At 49.4% G+C, this 21,306-nt stretch carries 17 protein-coding genes and 1 pseudogene; 15 read left to right on the plus strand and 3 right to left on the minus strand.

Features of this window, described 5'->3' with window-relative positions; translation table 11 throughout:
- Positions 1-26: 26 nt before the first annotated feature.
- Positions 27-197, minus strand: a pseudogene (locus tag CMO31_04350) (hypothetical protein).
- 181 nt (positions 198-378) lie between these two features.
- Here CMO31_04350 and CMO31_04355 point away from each other — a divergent pair.
- The 14 genes from CMO31_04355 to CMO31_04420 all read left to right on the plus strand — a co-directional run bounded on the left by CMO31_04355 (position 379) and on the right by CMO31_04420 (position 18,034).
- On the plus strand, positions 379-1,467 hold the full coding sequence (locus CMO31_04355) for a hypothetical protein (GenBank protein MAZ53232.1): 1,089 nt from the start codon (positions 379-381) through the stop codon (positions 1,465-1,467).
- 8 nt (positions 1,468-1,475) lie between these two features.
- Positions 1,476-2,597: a hypothetical protein gene (locus CMO31_04360; GenBank protein ID MAZ53233.1), complete on the plus strand. Its 1,122-nt coding sequence runs from the start codon at positions 1,476-1,478 to the stop codon at positions 2,595-2,597.
- Positions 2,598-2,601: 4 nt separating this feature from the next.
- The gene (locus CMO31_04365) at positions 2,602-4,005 is read left to right on the plus strand and encodes a hypothetical protein (protein MAZ53234.1); all 1,404 of its coding nucleotides are present in this window, start codon (positions 2,602-2,604) and stop codon (positions 4,003-4,005) included.
- Between the two features lie 19 nt (positions 4,006-4,024).
- Complete coding sequence (locus tag CMO31_04370) at positions 4,025-6,106, plus strand: hypothetical protein (protein ID MAZ53235.1); 2,082 nt, start codon at positions 4,025-4,027, stop codon at positions 6,104-6,106.
- A gap of 180 nt (positions 6,107-6,286) precedes the next feature.
- The gene (locus CMO31_04375; protein ID MAZ53236.1) at positions 6,287-7,954 is read left to right on the plus strand and encodes a methylhydantoinase; all 1,668 of its coding nucleotides are present in this window, start codon (positions 6,287-6,289) and stop codon (positions 7,952-7,954) included.
- 68 nt (positions 7,955-8,022) lie between these two features.
- Entirely contained in the window at positions 8,023-9,123 is a 1,101-nt protein-coding gene (locus tag CMO31_04380) for a hypothetical protein (protein MAZ53237.1), read from the plus strand.
- 120 nt (positions 9,124-9,243) lie between these two features.
- Positions 9,244-9,870 (plus strand): hypothetical protein, encoded by a 627-nt coding sequence (locus CMO31_04385; protein ID MAZ53238.1) that lies wholly within the window; start codon positions 9,244-9,246, stop codon positions 9,868-9,870.
- 24 nt (positions 9,871-9,894) lie between these two features.
- Positions 9,895-10,800, plus strand: coding sequence for a hypothetical protein (locus CMO31_04390; GenBank protein ID MAZ53239.1), 906 nt, complete (start codon positions 9,895-9,897; stop codon positions 10,798-10,800).
- 175 nt (positions 10,801-10,975) lie between these two features.
- Positions 10,976-11,860, plus strand: a complete 885-nt coding sequence (locus tag CMO31_04395; protein ID MAZ53240.1) for an ABC transporter permease — start codon at positions 10,976-10,978, stop codon at positions 11,858-11,860.
- Entirely contained in the window at positions 11,860-12,765 is a 906-nt protein-coding gene (locus CMO31_04400; protein ID MAZ53241.1) for a peptide ABC transporter permease, read from the plus strand. Before CMO31_04395 ends, CMO31_04400 begins: the two co-directional genes overlap by 1 nt.
- 62 nt (positions 12,766-12,827) lie before the next feature.
- Positions 12,828-13,826, plus strand: coding sequence for a hypothetical protein (locus tag CMO31_04405; GenBank protein ID MAZ53242.1), 999 nt, complete (start codon positions 12,828-12,830; stop codon positions 13,824-13,826).
- Between the two features lie 18 nt (positions 13,827-13,844).
- The gene (locus CMO31_04410) at positions 13,845-14,843 is read left to right on the plus strand and encodes a hypothetical protein (GenBank protein ID MAZ53243.1); all 999 of its coding nucleotides are present in this window, start codon (positions 13,845-13,847) and stop codon (positions 14,841-14,843) included.
- A 127-nt stretch (positions 14,844-14,970) separates the two neighbouring features.
- On the plus strand, positions 14,971-16,839 hold the full coding sequence (locus CMO31_04415) for a six-hairpin glycosidase (protein ID MAZ53244.1): 1,869 nt from the start codon (positions 14,971-14,973) through the stop codon (positions 16,837-16,839).
- An 88-nt stretch (positions 16,840-16,927) separates the two neighbouring features.
- Positions 16,928-18,034, plus strand: a complete 1,107-nt coding sequence (locus CMO31_04420; GenBank protein ID MAZ53245.1) for a mandelate racemase/muconate lactonizing protein — start codon at positions 16,928-16,930, stop codon at positions 18,032-18,034.
- A gap of 241 nt (positions 18,035-18,275) precedes the next feature.
- Here the strand turns inward: CMO31_04420 and CMO31_04425 are convergent, their stop codons facing one another.
- Positions 18,276-19,007 (minus strand): phytanoyl-CoA dioxygenase, encoded by a 732-nt coding sequence (locus CMO31_04425; GenBank protein ID MAZ53246.1) that lies wholly within the window; start codon positions 19,005-19,007, stop codon positions 18,276-18,278.
- 211 nt (positions 19,008-19,218) lie between these two features.
- On the opposite strand from CMO31_04425, the gene CMO31_04430 reads away from it, so the two are divergent.
- Positions 19,219-19,704, plus strand: coding sequence for a glutathione peroxidase (locus CMO31_04430; protein ID MAZ53247.1), 486 nt, complete (start codon positions 19,219-19,221; stop codon positions 19,702-19,704).
- A gap of 58 nt (positions 19,705-19,762) precedes the next feature.
- Here CMO31_04430 and CMO31_04435 read toward each other — a convergent pair whose 3' ends face one another.
- Positions 19,763-21,259, minus strand: coding sequence for a hypothetical protein (locus tag CMO31_04435; protein MAZ53248.1), 1,497 nt, complete (start codon positions 21,257-21,259; stop codon positions 19,763-19,765).
- Positions 21,260-21,306 lie beyond the last annotated feature (47 nt).

Consider the following 21,306-nt stretch of genomic DNA (forward strand, 5'->3'; position numbering starts at 1 on the left):
TGAAGGAGTTCCTCCCAGCCCTCCATCACTGCACGTGACGGGTCAGCTGGCGTCGTTAAAGTCTTATAACTCGAAATCTCACCAGTCGACGCGTCTATTAGGACAAAGTCTGTAAACGTGCCCCCAATATCGAACCCAAAACGATAATTTGGGCCATCAGCTTTTGAAGGGACAACATCCCGTTGGTTATTACTCATTTTGGACACTCCCTGGCCTGGCGGAAATCAGAAATATCCCTGAATTAGGGTGGCGATTCCAAGGCTAACGAACCACATGGTTGTCAAAACAACCTTTGGACGTGAGTACACTATAACTGTTAAATTTTGGTATTAGCATCTATTCCGGTATCAGGTTTTAAAATTTTTAGGGGGAATACTCGTGAAAATAACTGAAGTTTTAGCAAACGTGATCCGTATCCCGAGGACCGCTCAGCTAACAACCTCATACGGTAGCGAAAATTGGGCCACGACAGTTCTTGTACAAATCAAAACTGATGAGGGGGTAACAGGCCTTGGTCAGGCCTCGGTTGACGCTCCTTTTTATGGTGAGTCGGCTGAGGGCATGATCGCTAATGTGCGAGCACATCTGACACCTGCCATAGTTGGTGAGGATCCCTTCGATATTTCGCGCCTTAATCGTAAATTGCAAGCTGCCCTACCTGACCATACTTTTTCCCACTCAGGAGTCGATATGGCTCTATGGGATTTGAAAGGTAAAGCCCTTGGAGTACCCGTTCATCAACTCCTCGGCGGTAGGGTTAGACAGGGACTTACGCTCATGGGCTTCGTGCACCACGACACCCCTGAGCGCATGGCTGAACAGGCGGACCAAATTCTTCAGGAACATCCCTACTCTGTATTAAAAATGAAGGTTGGGATCAACCCGAAGGAAGACCTCAAACGATACGCAGCTGTGGCGGAAGCAATAGATGGGCGAGCAGTTATTCAGGCTGATGGCAACATCGGGTACACCATCGCTGAGGCAGTACCAACCCTGATGGCAATGGAAGCCATAGGCTCCCTTGGCACAGCTGAGCAACCCGTGAAACGGATCGAAGATATGGCTGACTTAGCTAATAGGCTTAATGCTCCAATCATGGCTGATGAGGCGATTTACGCTCCCGATGACGCTATAGAGGTAGTCCGGCGTAAAGCCGCTACCGTCGCGTTGATGAAGATCAGTAAGCATGGTGGCCTTGAGAATGTCCACCGGATCGGCATGATTTTTGAGGCAGCCGGCCTATCCTTATCCATTGCTATTTACTACGATTTAATTGCAGTAGCTGCCGCTCATCTTGCCGCAGCGCTCCCTTGTGTCACTTGGCCTTCGCCAGCCACAGACCTGAATGACACAATTGTCGATACCCCATTCCAACCTGAAGGACTTGACCTGCGAGCGCCAGATGCGCCTGGCTTGGGTGTTGAGCTCGACTGGGATAAAGTCACTCAATATACAGCTGATCTGTAAACGAGATTATGTCGCCTAATCGTCCTCTCCGTATCGGTCTCGTCGGTGCCGATCGCCACGCTCGTGGTTTCGGCGCCCGAGCACATATACCCGCAATTTTATCTGGACCTGAGTTTGAATTAACTGCAGTTTGCACCACACGCGAAGAAACTGCTCAACTTGCAGCTGAGCGATACGGGGCTAAGCGTTACCACGTAGGTATCGATTCCCTAACCAAGGACCCCGAAGTTGATTTAGTCATTGTTTCCATCACTGTCCGATCGCACTACCCAGTGTCCTGGGCAGCCCTCAAGGCAGGAAAGATGGTGTACTGCGAATGGCCACTCGGACTCAACTCAGATGAAGCTGAGACCCTCTCTAGGCTGGCTAGGGAAGTTGGAGTTCTTACTGCTGTCGGCACTCAAGGGCGCCATGCACCTGGCATTATTTACCTGAAACAACTGTTAGAGGAGGGATACGTTGGACGCCCGTTGTTCTTCCGAATGTCCCACCTCCTTCCTCGCTTTCCAGTAAGGTCGGACCACTGGTGGTCGGCCATGGAGGAAGAACACAGTGGGGCTTTGGGCGTAGCATGCTCGCATGCAACTGACACCCTCGAGTCTGTACTGGGGCCAGTAGTATCTTTAGCGGGTTGTGCCGAGACGCTTCATCCTGAGGATATTTATTCTGACACCGGAGAAGCGTTCCGGTGGACCGCCCGAGATACAGTGAGCTATCAAGCAAAAATGGAAAGCGGGGTTAGTGGGACAGCCAACGTCAGCAACGTCACGACTGAACAGATAGGCTTCCGGCTAGAGATATATGGCGAGGAGGGACAAATAACCGCAACAACGCCCTATTATGTTTCTTATAGCCCCGTTACTCTTTCAGGAATGCGTAAAAACGATAACGCCCCAACCCAACTAGACATTCCCAAAGAACTACACCGAGCAGGGGATCTAGAGGTAGGTAGCGCCGGGTACAACATTGCACACGGGCTTGCCCACTTCCGCGATTGTTGGCTTAACGGTAAGTCTTTTGCCCCTAACTTTGCTGATGCCCACCGATTACACCAATTGGTAGCTACAGTGAAACGATCTTGGGAAGAGAAAAAATGGCTTGACATTCCTCATCGCGAGAACTTCGAGTAACCTCATGTCTACTGGCTTTTCTAAACCGGCGACCTTGGAAGCTTTCGTGCTCGAGAAAATGGTTACTACTCGACTTCCCGGCTTGGCTTTCGCCTTGATCGAAAAAGGACAAGTTGTTCACCAACGCGGAATGGGGTTCACGAACTTAGACCGCCGAAATACGCCAACTGAAAAAACCATGTTCGGTATCGGTAGTGTGACGAAAGTGTTTACGGCGTTAGCCGTCATGCAGCTCCGGGAACAGGGCAAACTCGACCTCGAAGATCCAGTAGGTGACTACCTAGGAATCCCGCTCCTAGCACGTGATGAGCCTATCCGGATCCGTCATTTTCTTTCTCACTCAAGTGGCATCCCAGCCCTTGGTTTCTCCGAATCTAAGATGTCACGCCGCTGGCACACCGAAGGTTATCCCATCGGCAGCACGGCTGACCTGCTGACATTCATGGCCGGTTCCGAAAGCTGGATCCATTCAGAACCAGGAAAACGCTGGGCTTATCTCAACGAGGGCTATGTCTTACTTGGAGCAATCATCGAGGCTGCCTCAGGAGTGCCCTACACACAGTACATAAAGCAAGCTCTGCTTGAGCCGCTTGACATGAAAAGAAGCCACTTCGAAAGAAAAATTGTAGAGCAGGACGAGAATCGCGTTACCCCTTACATGAGGGACCGCGATAACAAACTCTTCGTTGGCAGCAACCTTTACAGCGATATTCCTGCTGCTGGCGGCCTCGTAAGCACCGTTGAAGACCTCTCAAAACTCACATTGGCGCTTTTGAACGACGGCATTACGGAAGATGGCGTTCAGATTATCGAAAGCGAATCGCTCTCTTTGATGCAAACACCTGCTGTGGAAATGACCGCTTCAGAGACTAATTTATTCCCTAACCAGAGAGGGTCTTGCTCGATAGAACGATTTGGACTGGGACTCTACCTGCAAGAAGATTTCCTAGGCATCAATGTTGCTGGACACGGGGGAGGAGTCATGGGCAGTACCGGTCACATCGCGTTTGCCCCGAAGGAAGGACTCGGGGTTGTACTCCAGACCAACGGTCATGGCTACCCAATGCGGCAGTTGACTTTAGCTGCTATTGCCCACGGCCTGGGCTTAGATTTTGAAGACCTGCCATTCATTAAACTTGATCGACTGCTACAACGCCTGACTGGTTCGTACCGCTCATTCCGTGACACAATGGAAGCCGAAGTGCACCGTCGGGGAGATAATTTAGAATTGTCAATCTGGATGTTCAATGAGGACCGTAAGGTATGGCTGACACCAGAATCAGTAACTGAAGATCACGCCCTTTTTACTACCTTCTCGAGCGGCCGCAGTTCACCTGTCGAATTTATTTTTTCTAACGAACGTGTTGATCTGCTTTACGAGCGGTACGCTTTTCGCAAAACCAATTGAGAGTAACGAGGGAGGAAGCATGACTCAAAAACGGCGCATCAACTCACGGGACCTGTTCAGTTTTACGATGGTTGACGACCCTCAGGTCTCCCCAGACGGCACCTGTGTCGCTTGGGTGAAAACGTGGATGGATCCTGAAACCAACAGGTACCGGTCGAACGTGCATGTTACTGATCTTGGTAGTAACGTAACCACGCAACTCACTTCCGGCGGTGGTCAGGACACCCGCCCGCGCTGGTCACCCGACGGCCAAACCGTTGCCTATTTAGCTTCAGTTACTGCCCCCGAAAGCGACTCAGAAGTAGCAGAGGCAACCTCGTTTCGTGGACGTTTACCACAACTTTTCGCAATCTCCTCCTCAGGCGGAGAATCCACCCAACTCACTTCGCTGGCTGGCGGAGCATCAGAACCACATTGGTCACCTGACGGTACACAAATCGCTTTCACTACTTTAATAGACCCAGAAAAGGGATTGGAACCTCTAAAGCCACCCCCTACCGATCTCGATCCTTTCGAAAGATTTAATCGGGATGTTTTGGTCGTCGATCGAATCCGTTGGAAATCAGACGCCTTGGGACTTCTCGGTAGTCACTATCGACATGTCGCCCGAGTACCATTCGACCCGAAGCTTGGTGTTGCACAAAGTCCCGTACTTCTAACATCCGGTCGCTCCGAGTACACCTCTCCCACCTGGAGTCCTGACGGGAGTACCCTAGCAATAGCTGGCAACCTAGATCCTGACTTCGAATTTGAACGCAAACTGTTTATCTACCTTGTAGACGCAACATCTAACGAACCTGTTGAGCCCAGGGAGCTATTTGGACTAGAAGACATGCGTAGTAACGACCTCGCGTTTTCTCCTGACGGTTCCACTCTCGCCGTTTGCGGACACGATGATCCGACACTGGGACACTATGGAATCCAGAAACTGTGGCTCGTGGATGTTTCTTCTGGAGTTGGTGAGTGTGTCTCCGAACACCTAGAAGTAAGTCTCGGGGATTACTCTCGGAATCAGGATTTGCGACGGTACGGTGGCGATGACGGTCCCGTCTGGCTGCCGGATGGCAAAAGCTTGTTGGTGTTAGCAAATGAGGGTGGGGAAGTCCACCTGGCTGAGTTCAACATAACTTCCCGAAACCTTACCCGCCTAACTCAAGGTGACTGTGCTGTATACGCCTTCTCTACCGATATGACTCGAAAGAGGCGGGTGGTTCTCATCACGACTAGCGTCCACCCTTGTGATCTTTACGAGGTTGTTGATTCAACGTCCTTACAACAAGTTACTGATGTCAACTCCACGTTACTGGATGAGTTGGAACTGTGCGAACCGATTCGCTTCCGTTCAGAGTCGAGTGGCGTAGAGGTGGACGGTTGGGTTATGCCGCCAGTAGGTTACGAGGCGGGTAAGCGTTACCCAGTGATCCTATATACCGGTGGAGGGCCAGGGGGAATGCGCGCTAGCGTTTTCGTACACGAATGGCAAACCTATGCCGCCCAAGGTTACGCCGTGCTCAACTGCAATGCACGAGGAAACTACGGTTACGGACAAGAGTTCTCTGCAGCGACCCGTGGTAAGTGGGGTGACCTTGACTATGAGGACAACATGGCTTTCCTTAAGGACGCCCTGGCGAAGTTCGACTTCCTCGATCCAAAACGTCTCGCCGTTTCAGGCGGTAGCTACGGGGGTTACATGGCCACGTGGATCATTGCCCGCCACCCGGAGTTCAAGGCAGCAGTGGTTGACCGAAGCCTTGTTAACCGAAACGCTTTCTACGGGACAGGGGACATTGGCTTTTTGTTAGATAAAACCGAATTTGACGGGAAAGTACCTTGGGAAATCCCGGACATCTACCTTGAGCGCTCACCAATTCATTATGTGGGTTCAATCAAAACCCCAACACTGGTTGTTCATTCCGAACTTGACCACCGTTGCCCTGTAGGAAACGGCGAGCAACTATATATCTCACTTAAACGATTAGGAGTACCCACAGAGTTGGTACGCTTTCCTAACGAGACGCATGAACTATCTAGGAATGGCAGGCCTTGGCACCGAGCCTTTCGCATAGAACGTTACTTGGACTGGTACAGGCGCTGGCTATAACTACTTTTAGGATTTGCTACTTTCCCAAATACTCTGTATTGGAGTTTTGTAAGGGTGAATAGTTAGCGTCACAGACGTTAATCCTGAGCTACCGGGCTTTGACTTGAAGCTACTCGTATGTTAGCGTTGGGCTCTAAAATTGAATCTGAATTTAGATACTAGCGCACCTAGAAGGAGAAGATGACTAAAACAGTTGGGACAGACATTGATGCTGTCACTCTCGAGATCCAATGGCAGCGCCTGATTGCCATCATGGACGAGGTTGACAATGCAGTAATCCGGACCTCTTTCTCGACAATAGTCGGAGAGAGTCACGACTTCGCTTGTATTCTTTTGGACGGCCAGGGCTCGTCACTATGCCAATCGAGTTTTAGTCCGGCTGACTTTTGCGTCATTTTGCCCAGAACAGCGAAAATTTTACTAGAAAAGTATCCACTTGAAACATTACAAGAGGGGGATGTTCTTGTAACCAATGATGCTTGGCTTGCAGCGGGTCATCTTCCGGATTACGCACTAATTACACCAATTTTTTGGCGAGGCAAAGTGGTGGCATTCATGGGAACTATTGCTCACCTCTCCGACGTGGGTGGTCATGACGGTGACATTGTTGCGCCTGACGTGTTCACGGAAGGCCTTAGGTTGCCACCAACGAAACTTTACGAGGCGGGTGAAGAGAACGAGCTTCTATTTGAGATAATTGGGAATAATTGCCGGGTTCCCGACCTTGTGCTTGGTGACCTCCGAGCTATTGTTGGTACCCACATGGTTGGTGCTCGTAGGGTCAAGGAATTCCTTGATGACTACGCCATGGAAAGCCTAGAAGGTCTTTCTCACGAAATACTTAAGCGTTCTGAAGCTCTCCTACGACGTAAAATAGGTGAGCTCCCCGATGGGAAGCATGAGTTTGGGCTTGACATTGACGGGTACATTGACACTGTACACTTGCACGCAACAGTCGAAATTCGCGGTACCGACATTTACGTGGATTACGCTGGCACGTCTCCACAAACCCCAACGGCTGCAATAAATTGCGTTTATAACGTGACATTCTCGAGTACAATGTACCCCTTCAAGTGTGCTTTAGCTGCGGAAGTTCCCAATAATGAAGCTCTTTTTAGACCAATCCATGTAAGTGCACCTGAAGGAAGCATTTTGAATACAACCTTCCCTCACCCGGTGCGCGCCCGCGCCAAAACTACTAACAACATTAACCAGGTAATCTTTGGAGCAGTGTGGCCTGTTCTGGGAGAACAGGCTCAAGCTGGTAGTGGTTCCATCTGGCCGTTTAGCGTAAGTGGTACTTCCGAAGGCTACGGCACTTTTAGTGCCCACATTCTTCCTCACGGAGGACGCGGGGCGATGCAGGGCCTGGACGGGTTAATTCCCGTCGCTTTTCCCCACAACAGTGTAGTTACTCCAGTCGAGATTATGGAATTGCGGTCGCCGGTCCTGTTCCTCAACAAGGAGCTTCTGCCTGACTCCGCAGGGCCAGGTAGGCGCCGCGGAGGGGTTGGGCAGGTCATGACAGTCCGGAACGTTGCAGACGTAACTTACAATGCCCGAGTCCGACCCGACAAAATTTTTTGTGCACCTCCCGGTCTTGACGGCGGCTCAGTGGGGACTACAGGTGAGGTGCGTTTCAATGGGAAAGTGTTAGAAGAGTTCCCCATCCTGGCTTTCGGTCCAGGAGACGAAATTGAAATGAGAATGCCAGGAGGCGCGGGATTCGGCGACGTTAAAGAAAGAGAGAGAGAATTGGTCGTAAGGGATGTGGCGCTTGGCTACGTAACTCCAGAGGGCGCCTACCGAGACTACGGAATTGAGATCGCGTCGCCTAAGGATCATTGAGGTATGTACCTTTCTACCGTAATCCCTGAAACGCCTTTAACGAAGCAACGCTGTCGGAAGGAATACACGTGAAGATAATCGAAGTAAAGACGAATGTCGTCCGACTGCCCCGGGTAGATACACTCACCACTTCCTACGGCAGTGGTGACTTTGCCACCACTGTGCTAGTCCAACTAGTTACGAGTGAGGGAAAAACTGGTATTGGACAAACGGCTGTGGCGCCACGTTCTTACGGAGAAACGGCGGAAGGAATTGCGGTCAACATTCACACGCACCTCGCACCTGTAATTGTTGGTGAGGAACCCTTCGACATCGAGCGGCTCTACGCCAAGATGCAGACGGCGTTACCGGACCACTGGTCATCACATGCGGGAGTGGAAATGGCCTTGTGGGATCTGAAAGGCAAAGCTTTAGGGGTCCCGGTTTATCAACTACTCGGTGGTAAGGTTCGGAGTGGTGTTGACTTAATGGGCTTTGTTCATCACGATACGCCCGAGCGGATGGCCAATGAAGCCGATAGCATCCTTTCTCAGCAAGCTTTCCCCGTTCTGAAGATGAAAATTGGTCTAGACCCGAAAGAAGACGTTGCTAGATTTCGCGCTGTCGCCGAGGCCGTGAACGGTCGCGCCGTCATCCAGGCTGACGGAAACACCGGCTATACCCTTCATCAAGCAATTCCGGCTTTGAGTGAGATGGAAGCTATTGGTGGACTTGGTACGGTTGAACAACCTGTCGCCCATCTTGACGACATGAGTACCTTAGCGCGGAGGCTCAACACGCCAATTATGGCTGATGAAGCAATCTACGCCCCACCGGATTCGATAGAGGTAGTCCGCCGTAAGGCCGCCAGCTTGGCGCTCATGAAGATCACTAAACATGGTGGGCTCCTTAACGTGGTGAAGATTGCATCGATTTTCGAAGCAGCTGGCTTGTCGTTATCAATTGCTATTTATTTTGACGTTATTGCTGCTATGGCTGCCCACGTTGCAGTAGCCTTCCCTTGTGTACGGTGGCCATCACCTTTTACGTACCTGAAAGACACGCTTCTAACTGAACCCTTCGAACCAGATGGTTTAGTTCTCAGGGTGCCCGAAAAACCTGGTTTTGGTGTTGATCTCGATCCTGCTAAAGTAAAAACCTACACCACTGCAAACGAAACCTATCGTTAATTACTTTGGGAGGTGTTTTAAGCCAATATTTAAGGGAATTTTCGCTAAAAACAAATTTCCGTGCTAAACTCTATAAGCCATAAACTATTTAGCAACAAGCCATTTAAGGAGGCTGCTTTGATGAAGCTCGTTATAAAAAGAGTGACCGGCTTGGGGTTAGTCGCCCTAGCTGTCCTGCTCCTGTTCGGTAACGCACAGGCGCAGAAGACTCTAACTATCGGTATGAATGAACTACCATCGTTGCTTGACCCGCCACGTGATTGGGCGATTGCAGCAACCTGGATCCATATGAACCTGTTCGATTGCCTCGTTTGGCGTAATCGCGCAACAGCTGATTTCGAGCCCTGGCTCGCCACGTCTTGGAAGAACATCGATCCAACCACTTGGCGTATGCAGCTCCGGGAGGGCGTAACCTTCCACAACGGCGAGGAATTCAACGCCGATGCGGTTAAATGGACCTATCAGCGAATTACGAATGCTTCAAGGGCCGAATTCATCACTTTCGGTCAATGGGCGTTCATTACTGACGTGGTGATTCATGGACCATATGAGGTCGATATCATTACTGACAAGCCCCAACCTGCCTTCCTCAGTAAAATGGCTGGCACCGGTTGCGGCATCCAAGCGCCTGGCGCAGGCCCAGCAATGACCCCTGTGGGTGATGGCGACTACCACCCAGTCGGCACTGGACCTTACAGTTTGGTCAGCTATGACCAAGATGATAATTTAGTCCTTGCAGCTAATTAGAGCTACTGGCATGGCAAGCCTGACATCGACACGATCATCTGGCGGTCCATTCCGGAGACTTCCACCCGGATTGCTAACCTCCTCACTGGCGACATCGATCTTTCGGTAGGTGTGCCTCCTCAGGATTGGGATCGCATCAATGCCAACGACGGAACTTCGACGGAAGAGTTCCTGACCACGCGGGTAATGCTACTGTCGCTCCGGCAGGGTGGTTCGGAAGATCTGCCTGACTGGGAAGGACCTACTTCGGATGTCCGCATCCGCCAAGCAATAAGCTATGCCATCGATCGCGAGACCCTGATCGATGTTGTCGGCGGACTTGGCATTCCAACCTTGTCTCGTCTCACACCGCCAACCTTAGGCTGGGATCCCCTACACTACAACCAAGTAGGTGTTTATGATCCTCAAAGAGCTAAGGATTTACTTGCTGAAGCTGGCTACGATGGTGAGGAACTAACCTTCCACAGCAGCACTTCCTGGCTCATGCAGAAGGAAGTCAGCGAAGTTCTCGAAGCCATGTTAGAAGCCGTCGGTCTTAATATTGACCTTCAGGTTCTCGACGTGACTACCTTCCGTGAGCAGATTTACCGCCCCAACAAGAACGAAGAAATCTACATGGATGCCTTAGGAAACTCGTTCTTTGATCCATGGATCGCTGTTCGTTCGTTCGAAGAAGGCCGTCGATTCCGAACTGGCTGGGAAGGCTCAAGAGCCGACCAAGCTGAAGCTTTAATCCAAGCTGGTGCGGTTAACATGGACCCAGTCGAACGTGGTGCCCAAATGAGTGCAGTCTTCGATATCGTGCTACAAGAAGCGATTATGATCCCCCTTTACCAGATGAAGGATGCAATGGGTCGTACATCAGATCTTGAGTGGAGCATGCCACTTGACGGCTTCCTCTGGATGGGTGACGCTGTACTGAACCGCTAAGCTATTAGGCTAAAATGTGGATCTCTTGAGAGTTCAACATTTCGCCTAGCTTTATGAAGTCGATGCGGGAGCGAGGGTTTTTCCCTCGCTCCCGCAATCACTACAAAATCTTTATATATAATAGATTCTTGAAAGATAAATCGTGACTCGCTATCTTCTCTCCCGACTTTTCCAAATGATCCCTCCTCTTCTGGGACTCACTGTGGTCCTGTTTATCCTTATTCGTGTCGGTGGTGATCCCGTAGCGCACATGGTGGAACCGGATGCGACTGAGGAGGAAGTTCAACTTGTCCGTGAGGCTTACGGCTTTGATAAGCCATTTCTTGAACAGTACTTCACACAATTCAGCCTAATCATCCGAGGGGATTTCGGAGATTCCTTAAGATTTAAAGAGCCAGCCATGCCACTTGTAATTGACCGTCTTCCTGCAACTTTAGAATTAGCACTTGCCTCCATTGTAGTTGCTCTTCTGATTGCAGCGCCGGCTGGCATATTGTCTGCGGTTTACCAAAACACATGGATTGACTTCTTAGTAACTACAAGCAGCACACTGGGCCGTGCAATGCCGAACTTCTGGATTGGAATAATGCTTATTTTAGTGGTGGGGGTGCAACTCCGGTGGTTACCGCCCTCAGGTCGGCTCGAGTTAGTATCAATTATCCTGCCGGCCATTACGCTTGGAACAAGTATCGCTACAACCTTAGCTCGAGTGCTGAGGTCAAGCCTGCTTGAAGTAATGCGGCGGGACTACATGACAACTGCCCACGCTAAGGGTTTAAAAAAGTGGACGGTTATCCTGCGCCATGGTTTACGCAACGCATTGATTGCAGTAGTAACAGTATTTGGTCTGCAAATGGCCTGGCTATTAGGCGGATCAGTAATTATTGAAGAAGTCTTTGCTTGGCCTGGCATGGGGCGCCTGCTACTTCGTTCGGTGCTTCTACGTGATCTTGCGGTAGTACAGGCTGGTGTGATGGTTTTCGCCCTGGTGATTATGTTCACTAATTTAGTGGTAGACATTCTTTATGCCTATCTTGATCCCCGCATCCGGTACAGCTGATGCCCGCTACTGACCTTTCTGCTGAGGCAGCGTCTCGCAAGCCCCCACGATTTAGGTGGGTAAGAAGTCTATTGCGCAGTCCTGTGGGACTGCTTGGGTTTGTTTTAGTAGCAGGCGCTGTGATTCTAGCGGTCGGAGCCCCCCTGCTTGCACCCCATGATCCGACAGCCTTCAATTTTAAAGGGCGTTTGTTGCCCCCAAGTTGGCTTGGGGGTGAACCCGGATATTTTCTCGGCACTGATCAGCTCGGCCGGGATCTTCTTAGCCGGTTGATTTTCGGTACGCGTATCTCGTTAGCGGTAGGTGTGATAGGCGTTGGTATTTCGCTATTAATGGGCGTGACTTTAGGCTTAATTAGTGGCTACATTGGTGGTTTAGTTGATAGTTTCATTTCCCGAGTTATTGATACTTTTATGGCCATCCCGTTCATCTTACTGGCCCTCGCTGTCGTCGGGGTGGTAGGAACAAGTGGCGGTAATAGCATATTAATTCTCGTGGTCGTACTTGGTCTTGCAAATTGGGTTGTCTTTGCCCGCGTAGTGCGAGGAGAAGTGCTTTCTGTCAAGAATCTCGAATATGTCGAGGCGGCAAATGCACTGGGACAGGTCTCTTTTCGCGTGATATATAAGCACGTCCTGCCGAACGTTACGGCTTCGATCATTGTCCTTGCAACTCTGCAAATCGCCACCGTGATTATTGCTGAATCGTCATTGAGCTTCCTCGGTCTTGGTGTCCAACCCCCGACCGTAACCTGGGGAATAATGCTCGCTGATGGTCGTGATCACCTTGCAACCTCCTGGTGGTTATCTACTTTTCCTGGTATCGCCATCACCCTGACTACTCTAGGTATGATTCTATTGGGCGACTGGCTACGCGATGTACTTGATCCACGCATGAAAACCTGATCGCTAAAATGCAGAGAATAACCACACCTGAAATACTCACAAGCACGTTAAACTAAGTTGTGATGAAAAAAAGCAGATCGAGCGTTCTGGTAACAGGGGCTTTGGGATTCGTTGGATTAAATGTTGTATACCGACTAGCCAGTGTAGGTTGGCGCGTGATTGCACTTACCCGCCGCGCCCCAGATGAAACCACATTGTCATTTTTGGGAAACTATAGATCTCAGGTTAATTGGGTCAAAGGTGACGTAACTGATAGGGAGGGAATGCAGGACCTCGTGCAAAGCCAAGGCGTTACCCACATTTTGCACGCTGCCGCGGTCACTGCTACGCCAGATGAAGAATACTCTGACCCAGCAAAAGTATTCGACGTAAATGCTACTGGTACGTTGAACTTGCTTGAGGCTGGTCGTTCTTCTGATGTCAAGCGCCTAGTATTTGTGAGCTCAAGTGGCATATACGGCGCAGCACCACCAATACCGCTTAAGAAAGAAGAAGTCTCATTAGATATCACCAACATTTATACGATTGCTAAACAGGCTTCGGAACACCTTTGTCGGCGCTATGGCGAGCTTACTGGAATGAGTGTAGCTGTAGGAAGACTCGGCTCCGCGTACGGACCGATGGAGCGAACTACTGGCTCTCGCCTCGGCCTATCTCGTATTCACCAAGCTGCTCACGCAGCTTTGAATGGAAAAGAGATTACCGTTTTTGGAGCATCCACCTCACGCGATTACTGCTATGTTACCGATGTTGCGGAAGCTTTCGCATCACTCTTAGAGGTTGAAGTGCTCAACCACAACGTCTATAACGTTGGCGGTAACCAAGCTGAGACTCTTAAAACTGCACTAGAAGCAATAAGTGAAGCCGTTCCCACATTCAAGTGGCAAGAATCAGATGAACCGGAGGGCGCAGACATAACACTAGAGGCAAGCAAAGCCCGTGCCGGTATGGACCTACAACGGCTTAAAGCCGACACAGGCTGGTATCCTCATTTTGACCTTTATAGAGGGGTTCTGGCCTACATAAACTGGTTACAGGAGGCACATCATGACAATTCTTAAAACGGATAGAAGTTCACAATGAGTCTTCGTGTCGGAATTGCCGGAGCCGGTCAGGCAGGTGACCACCACGCTGTTGGGTTCTCCACGACCGAAGGAGCCGAAATCGTTGCGATAGCCGACCTCAACAAAGAGCTTGCCTCCTCAGTAGCTGATCGATACGGCGCCCGTGCAGTAACCGATTGGCAGGACATGCTAAACATGGATCTTGACATATTGGTTGTAGCGTTGCCACACAATCTACACCTTGAGCCCGCTGAGGAAGCCGCTGCTAGAGGCATTCACGTACTGATGGAAAAACCGATAGCCATTACCCTTGAGGATGGGAAGCGCATTGTCGAAGCATGTAATAGGGCTAATGTAAGTTTAACTATTAGTTTTGTCCATAGGTACCGCGAAGAACTACAAATAGCCCGCCAATGGATCGATGAGGGGGCTATCGGTAAACCCATGGTGGCAAGAGAAACTATGGGGGGCCAGCGTGGCCCTCACTTAGGTGGCTGGGTAGAGAATCAAGCAGCAGCAGGTGGAGGCGTACTAATGTACAGCTCTATCCACGGCCTTGACCGACTCCGCTGGCTCATGGGATCCGAGGTTGCGTCTGTAACGGCCCAAGCTGCACGTTTTGACTCAAGTAGCGAAATCGAATCGAGCATCTCTGCCCTTTTGAACTTTACGAACGGCGCAGTCGCCACCCTCACTTCTAGCGCTCCTCTCTACCGAGCTCAGCCCAAGTTCTGGGAAACTGAGATTTACGGTAGTAATGGGCTTTTAAGGCTTCGGACGCGCGAATGGGCCGAACTGAGTAGCGATAGTCGTCTTGAACGCATCGAAACCCACACGTTAAGCGAAGAGTTAGGTCCGCATTACAATTTTGGGCGACAGGCTGAAGCTTTCGTACACGCTATTAACCAAGGTACCGACCCTTACGTTAATGCAAAAGACGGGATTCGTTCACTGGAGATCGCCCTAGCTATCTACAATTCTGCAGAACAAAATGAAACTGTTTATTTAGCCTAAAACACTACTCTTAGGAACCTCAACATGAAAATAGGCTGTAAGAGACATTATTAGGCGTTTGCGAAGCTAATGGCCCAACAGATTACGGTAGAATCACTCGAAAAATAAGTTTGAAAAGGAGGTTTCTATGGACTACCCCATTACCACAGTTTTATTCACAGGCGTACGATTCAACGACCAATTTTGGTTACCGCGCCTTAAAATTAACCGTGAAGTAAGCATCCCCTTCAATTTTGCCAAATCCGAAGAGACAGGCCGAATTGATAATTTCACAAAAGCTGCTGGCCTGATGGAAGGACCCCACGAAGGAATTTTTTATGACGATTCGGATGTCTTTAAAGTAATCGAAGGTGCTGCTTATTCGCTCCATCTTCACCCAGATAAGGAGTTAAGCACTTATCTAGACGAGCTGATCAAAAAAATATCAGGCGCTCAGGAGGAGGATGGTTACCTCTATACTGCCCGCACGATAGATACAGAAGCAGTAACTCCAGAGAAGGAAGGAAGTACGCGCTGGTCAAACCTGGCGATTAATCATGAGCTATACAATGTTGGGCACATGTACGAAGCTGCCGTTGCTCACTACCAAGCAACCGGTAAGCGTACTCTCCTGGATGTTGCGATCAAAAACGCTGAGTTGATCAACGATACCTTTGGTCCCGGAAAGATTAATGACGTCCACGGCCATCAAGAAATCGAAATTGGCCTAGTTAAGCTTTATCGCGAAACTCAAGAAAAACACTACCTTGATCTCGCTAAATTCTTCTTAGATCAGCGTGGTTATCTAGATCATCCCGATAGGCCCCCTTCCTATTCGGACGACCCGAGGGTTCATCAGGATCACCTACCAGTCATTGATCAGCGCGAAGTTGTCGGTCACTGTGTAAGGGCAGGCTACATGTACAGCGCCATGACTGACATCGCTGCACTTACTGGTGACCAAGATTACGTTGAAGCGCTCGATGCTCTTTGGACAAATGCCGTTGAGGGACGCACATACGTAACTGGCGGCATAGGCTCTAGGCATAAATGGGAAGCCTTTGGTGAGGATTTTGAATTACCTAACTCCGAAGCTTATGCCGAAACTTGTGCCGCAATAGCTAACATGATGTGGAACCACAGGATGTTCCTTTTGCATGGTGATGCAAAGTACATAGATTTACTTGAAAGAACGCTTTATAACGGATTCCTTTCCGGAGTATCTATGCAGGGAGACGCTTTTTTCTACGTGAATCCATTATCCTCCGATGGGAAATGGGCCTTTAACAATGGGATTTCTGCGGAACGAAGTCCTTGGTTCGAAACCTCTTGTTGTCCAACAAACGTGACCCGAGTAATGCCGTCATTACCTGGCTACGTTTACGCCTATAGTGGAACCGATATCTACGTTAATCTTTTTGTTGCTGGCACCGCTACCATCCCAACCTCTACTGGTAACGTAATGATTAATCAGGAAACCGATTACCCGTGGTCAGGCGACATAACCCTCACAATAGATATAGAGCGGGAATTAGATTTCACCCTCCATCTCCGAATTCCTGGCTGGACAAGAAATCAACCCTTCCCTAGCAATCTCTACCGCTACCTAAATAAGTCGGACCAGGAAACCTCCGTGTGGATAAACGGTAACCCCGTCAAGACTACGATAAACCAGGGATTTGCCGTTCTCGAACGAACTTGGTTGCCGGGAGACAAGATTCATCTACGGTTGCCAATGGAAGCAAAGCGAATAGTAAGTCACGTTAATGTTGAAGAAAACCGGGGTCTTACAGCTATTGAGCGTGGGCCAATCGTTTACTGTGCTGAGGGAGTCGATAACAACGGTAAAGCCCTGAACATTTCCCTCCCGGACAATGCTGACCTTGAGGCTGAATACAATCCAAACCTACTTGGTGGCGTTACCAAAATCTGTTGGAATGACGTGACCCTGATACCTTACTATGCGTGGTCACACCGAGGCTTAGGCGAGATGAACGTCTGGTTAAAACGCTCATGAGTTGTAAAATTGACCTAACAAACAAGATGTATGCCCGAAAAAGATCCCCTTACTGGGCTCCTCAACACTCGCGATGGGAGCAATTGACTTGCAAATAACCGACGTTACTGTAAATCGTTACGCTTGGCCCCGACCTCAACCAATTCGGAACGGACGATACACCTACGTTACTATCGGGCTTAATCTTGTCCACGTAACCACTGACGCCGGCATAACGGGTATTGGTTACAGTGGTGGCACCGCTGCAGGCCGACCGGGTGCTGTCACCGAAGCCCTAATAGAACACTTCAAACAGGCCTTAATCGGCCGAAATCCCTTTCAGTACAGACGCATTTGGGATGAAATGTGGCAACCCAAGATCATTGGTCGGCGGGGCATCTCAACGCAGGTCATCAGCGCAATAGACATTGCCCTTTGGGACCTAATGGGGAAAACTGTGGGTAAATCGGTACACAGTTTACTTGGGGCCTACACCGACCGTATTCCTGCCTACATTGCGGGAGGTTATTACGAGGAAGGGAAAGGCCTCACTGAATTAGCTACTGAGATGGAGGAAAACCTCGCCCTAGGAGCAAAAGCTGTAAAGATGAAAATTGGCGGAGTTACCATTCAGGAGGATGTGATACGTGTAGCCGCTGTTCGTGAAGCAATAGGCCCTACGGTCAAACTATTAGTTGATGCGAATAACGCTTATGTAGCTTATGAGGCTATCGATATCGCCCGTCGGTTAGAGCCTTACGACGTCTTTTGGTTTGAAGAACCGGTCGCCCCAGATGATTACCGTGGCCACGCCCGCGTTGCTAGGGCTACTTCTATCCCTATAGCGACAGGGGAGAATGAATATACGCGTTACGGTTTTCGAGATCTTATTGAACATGAGGCCGCTGCCATTTTCAACGCGGACGCACAAATCCTAGGTGGAATTACCGAATTCATGAATGTTGCTGCTTTAGCCGCATCGCAAGACCTTCACATCGCACCTCACGGTGCTCAGGAGGTACATATTCATCTAGTAGCCGCTATTCCGAACGGTCTCATGCTCGAGTACTATCGCGAAACAGTCGACCCATTAAGAGGCCAAATTTTCAAGGAAGAACTAGTTTTAGATGAAGACGGCTATGTACTAGTTCCTGACCGTCCAGGCCTTGGCATAACACCTGACTACGATCTGCTAGAACCATATCGGATCAAGTGAAACCATAACAATGGCACTCCTGAGTGGGAGGGATCTTGAACATCAACGACAATTCCCGAGCATCGCCAACGATGCTCGGGAAAAGATTTTTAGGATTAGAAAAGTGGAGTTAATACCCGGTTCCGTCAAAATTCCGAAACATATTTAAACAAAAAAATTGCCCAGAAGAAAGTAATTTTAGGGAAACTAATGCCGTGTATTCGCTACATTTACGCCGTCTTACCCGTGTTTTCCTCTTAGGCTAGGTAAGGGATTTTGCTTTTAAGCGCTCACTCCAATAGCGTTCAGTCTGTGTAACTTCCATTCTTTTTCCATCTTTTAAGAAAGGCACAGCCTGGCCCCATAAGTCAGACCCGTCCTTATTCATTATTTGTTCGGCAGAGTACTGAGTTAGGTAACTCCGTCGTGGTTGGTCAGTAATATTCGGACCACTACGGTGGAACGTGCGACTTGAAAACACCACGATACTCCCCGCCGGTACAATTGCGGGTACTCCTGGGTCTTCTCCAGAGTATCCGACCTTGTCATTACTCCCTACTTCGCGCTCGTGATCAAAAAGGTCATCTGGTTTCATTCCTGCACGGTCAAATGGCAGAACATATACCGTACCATTCTCCTCCGACATATCATCAAGTGCGCACCAGCAAGAAAGGTAAGGTTGATGGTAGTGCCCGATATATCCAGAATCTTGATGCCAAGCGAATTTGCCGCCGACTCTTGGTGCTTTAACTACAAATTGTTCATTAAACAGGTAAGCAGTCTCACCGAGAGTAGCTCGAGCGATATCAGCCATTAGATCACTGAACATTAATGCAAAACTGTGAGGATTTTCGTGCCCTCGACTAGAAATAAAGTAACGGCTTTTATAGTGAGTGATATTGGATTTTGACCGGCCCTCTTCGATATCACGCTCTACCTGTTCAACGTGTTGATCACATTCAGCACGGATTCCTTTAACCTGTTCATCAGACATGACTCCCTCTAGGAAGAAAAATCCTTTATCACGATAAGAATTTATGTCTTCTTGTGTTATCAGCACAACGAACCTCCGGGTTTAATTAACCTATCTTTTCATACCAGGTGCAAAACTATCAATACAATAGGGCAGAATATTCCAGAGGCAATTAATCTCGAAGCGTTGCAAATCTTTTTTTCCTTAAGTTACGTTTGGTACTCTCATGTTCATGTCAAGCTTTTACGAACACACCCTAGAGACAATCAATGGTGAATCTTGTTCCCTCAAAAAGTACGCGGGCAGGGTTTGCTTAGTAGTTAACGTAGCATCAGAGTGCGGGAAAACCCCGCAATATCAGGGACTACAGGTAATCTACGATGAATATCGTGACCGAGGCTTTGAGGTTCTGGGGGTCCCTTGCAACCAATTCGGAAGCCAGGAGCCCGGGAATGAAAAAGAGATCCGGGCTTTTTGCACTAACAATTACGGAATCACCTTCCCAATGTTCGCTAAGGTGGACGTAAATGGTGCTGGTCGTAACTCTCTATATGCCTGGTTAACCGAACAGGATACCCAACCAGACGGAGCCGGAGATATCTCCTGGAACTTCACAAAATTCTTGGTTAACAGGGAAGGTCAGGTGGGAGCCCGTTTTGGACCAGATGTTGAACCGGAATCGACCGATCTATTGAAAGCCATAAACGTAGCTCTTTAACCTCTCGTTCGGGAAGCACAATACATCCGGTTATATCTCGCGAAGGAATAGGAAAAACCTATTCTTCTACGGAACTTCCATCGTATAGGTGGTCATCAGCGTCAACAACACGACCGTCAGGTAACCGGTAGTGAGTCGCGGCGCGGCTTGTAGTTTTTGGTGACTTCTTATGCTTTTCATCATTTTCGCGGGCATGATCGAGACTGTCCCAGTCATCAAAAGACTCGAAAATTTCGTTTAAGGGTAGGTCAAGATTCTTATCTATATGACTCTTGGCAAGATCTTGTGTTTCCCCTGGGTCGTTCTGAAGATCGAACAATCTTGGTGGCGCTGCGGGGAATTCTATTCGCTTCCACCGTTGATCTCGCACCATCCGGAACCTAGTCTCCTTAGCACCACCCAATATTTGGCTGATGGCGTAAGTTTTCCGCCGGAGATCAGAGCAACCATCGATTAAAGGACCTAGGGTCTCGCCGTCCAGTCCATTAGGAGGTTCAATTCCAGCCCAGGAGCAGAAAGTTGGGAAGAGGTCGGTCAATTCAACAGGCTCTTCGACCCGCGTACCTGGGGGTATTCCGGGACCGGCAATGAGCAATGGTACGGCTGCGGAAGCTTGATAATAGCTGCGCTTCCACCACAGACCGTGTTCTCCAGCCATCTCACCGTGGTCGGCACTGTAAATCACAAAGGTATTATCAAGCAATCCATTACGCTGAAAACCAGCTAGGAGCTCTCTAACCTGGTCGTCAACATAATCAACTGAAGCGTAGTAAGCAGTTAGAGCGTTACGGTGCTCGTCTTCGCTGAAATGTTGGAGGCCAAAATCCTCGACAATAAATCGATCGTGTGGGTGGAAATGATCGAGATTATCGGGTGGTTTAAGTTTGGGCAATTCTCTATTCTGGTATTTCCGGACGTATCGACCAGGTGCAGTAAGCGGAAAATGAGGTCGAAAGTAGGAGGTACATAGAAACCAGGGGGTTTCCGGATTTTCATCAGAGAATTCTGAGGCCCAAGCTAAACTCTCTCTTGTGACTATCGTGTCAGAGTGGAGACTCTCGGGAATAACGGATGGGCCAGCGAAGGGAAACCGCCCTACGGCGTGATCAGTAGAACGACCATCAGCTGTCGAAGGGGGATCAGGTTGGTGCAAATCAATTTTCGAAGCAACAAGGTCACCGAAGGGTCGGTGTTGGAAACCGTGATTTTGCTCAATGCCTCTAAAGTGCATCTTGCCAACTGCTGCGGTAGCGTAGCCGTGATTTCCTAGCCATTTTGGGATGGTCTGATACTCTTCGGACAGCTGAGCTTCGTTGTCCCAGGCTCCGCAACGATGTGGGTAACGACCAGTTAGGAGCGATAAACGACTTGGGATGCATTGGGGTGCCTGACAGTAAGCAGCACCGAACTGAACACCCTTTTGAGCAAGTGCATCTAGTGCTTTAGTGTCAACTATTTGGTTGCCATTGAAACCTGCAATGTTTCCACTACGTTGATCACTAAGGATAAGAAGAATATTGGGCTTACCCTTAATCGATTTCATTACGACATCCATATTTTTCCGATAAACCTTTTTGTTTTACTGTATTCGCCTCGAAAAGG

It is taken from the genome of Trueperaceae bacterium, assembly GCA_002707365.1.
In the GTDB taxonomy this organism is placed as follows: Bacteria; Deinococcota; Deinococci; order Deinococcales; family Trueperaceae; genus UBA6957.